This is a genomic window from Candidatus Megaera venefica, assembly GCF_034554655.1.
GTDB classification, from domain to species: Bacteria; Pseudomonadota; Alphaproteobacteria; order Rickettsiales; family Rickettsiaceae; genus Megaera_A; species Megaera_A venefica.
On the sequence record NZ_JARJFB010000232.1, the window covers coordinates 1 to 1,884 of the forward strand.

Consider the following 1,884-nt stretch of genomic DNA (forward strand, 5'->3'; position numbering starts at 1 on the left):
GATTAATAATGGATGTGATATTATGATTAATTAATGACATAATAAAGTAAGTAGCATCATTTTCTACATATAGCCTCCTAGAGACTTCAATTTGTTCCATTTCTTCTTTACTAGGAATATCAATTCCTAAAAAGTTTTCAATTAATTTTTCTTCCTCTCTAGACATATTGACTAAATCAATCCATAAAGTAGAAGGGTCAAGAATAACTTCTGTACTTCTTTCAATTTTATTGTTTTGATTTAAATAGGTAATTATCATAAATCCTTTAATTCTAAAAAATACATAAGTGTAACATTACTTGACATATGTATGTATTTCATTATTCTTTTTATTATTCTCTATTATTATTTTATTTTTTGATGAAACCATATCCACATAAAAGATGACATTTTTGCTAAAACGAAGATGAAGTCGAAGAATAATATAGCCAAAATCACTGTTAAGCTAAATAGATTTAGATGTGTTTTATTTATTAATAAAACCAAAATAAGAATGGTTGTAATTAACAATGCCAGGTAGCTATCTAATTTTGACTTGAAAAATTATTTGTTCGCTGCTATAAACGACTTGCTTTGAATAAAGCCTGCCGCGCGCCCTTAGCTCAGCTGGATAGAGCAACGGATTTCTAATCCGTAGGTCAGAGGTTCGAATCCTCTAGGGCGCACCATATAAACAAAAGGCTATAAAGCTTTATTGAATAAACAAATTTTTGTTGGGTATACTAAGGGTATACTTTGGAATAAAGTTTTAGATGTAAAAATTAAAGTATGGCACTTAAGTGCCAACAACTCTTTAATTATACAATCTGGTGACTAGCTTACCTAATAAAGTCGCTTAAAGCACCTAAAGTTAGGTTGTATACTTGAAAGCTTTAATGTTAAACCGTTACGAAGTTTTTCTTGGATAAAGTTGCGCAGTTTCATTATGGTAATTAAGGAATTTTTGTTTTAATACATCATCTGTTAATTCAGGTGAGTATTGATTATCTTGATTATCAGTGAGTTCAACTAGATCGAAATCTAAATCTTGATCTTTTAAGAAAGTTTTTACTATTACATTAAATGTATTAGGCTTATGGTAACGCATTTCCACCTGTTCAAACGTAATTGTTTCACCAGTATCAAAACATTTAATTACCCCATTCAGTACATTGCTAAAAAGTTCTTTTTTTCTTGTTTGCACATATTCTCTTACAGACCACCTGAACGCTTTGCTAACTTCTTCTTTCTGGGACGAATGTATATCAATACAATTAATATAAGAAAAATCTGTTTCTGTACCATCTATTCTTATGATATGAAAGCAAAAGTTACGTTTACTAAATTTAGTATTGGTAACTTTGAAATGACTTATACCAACACCAACTTTTTCATTTCTTTCAGGATGTCTTTCTAAAAGAGAAGTAAGGTGCTTTATATCCTCTAAATCATCGACAACATTACTAGGCTTATATTTACTAAGCATTTCTTTGAAAAAGTTCTTAGCTTCTGTTTTAGATTGAAACTCTTTAGTATTTAAAACTATATTGGTCATTTAACTTCTCCTAAATAAATTATCTATTGAATTCCTGTGATATTTTATTTAACTTAAAGATTGAGCAATTTAAATAAATATACATAAAATGTCGTACAACATAGATATAATAATCATTGCATCTTTTTTAGCAATCAATTTAGTAGCAGGCTTTTATTCTGGTAGAGGTATAAAAACTATAAAAGAGTATGCTATAGGTGATAGGAATTTTAGCACAGCAACGATTGCAGCGACTATTATTGCTACTTGGATCAGCGGTAGTTTTTTTAGAGACTTTCCATCTATTTGTGTAAATTCGATTATAGGCACTTAAATTCTCCCTTCGAATTTGATCATAAAATGAGCCATAG

2 protein-coding genes, 1 tRNA gene and 1 pseudogene are annotated in these 1,884 nt (G+C 29.2%); 2 read left to right on the forward strand and 2 right to left on the reverse strand.

What is annotated here, in order from left to right:
* A pseudogene (locus Megvenef_RS09275) lies at nucleotides 1-259 on the reverse strand (magnesium transporter CorA family protein); the annotation flags it as partial.
* Between the two features lie 332 nt (nucleotides 260-591).
* Here Megvenef_RS09275 and Megvenef_RS09280 point away from each other — a divergent pair.
* Nucleotides 592-668: transfer RNA gene (locus Megvenef_RS09280), tRNA-Arg, on the forward strand.
* 218 nt (nucleotides 669-886) lie between these two features.
* Here the strand turns inward: Megvenef_RS09280 and Megvenef_RS09285 are convergent.
* Nucleotides 887-1,534 (reverse strand): DCL family protein, encoded by a 648-nt coding sequence (locus Megvenef_RS09285; RefSeq protein WP_322777638.1) that lies wholly within the window; start codon nucleotides 1,532-1,534, stop codon nucleotides 887-889.
* Nucleotides 1,535-1,622: 88 nt separating this feature from the next.
* Here Megvenef_RS09285 and Megvenef_RS09290 point away from each other — a divergent pair, with 88 nt between their 5' ends.
* A complete protein-coding gene (locus tag Megvenef_RS09290) occupies nucleotides 1,623-1,847 on the forward strand; it encodes a hypothetical protein (protein WP_322777639.1) in 225 nt (74 codons plus the stop codon).
* Nucleotides 1,848-1,884: the final 37 nt, after the last annotated feature.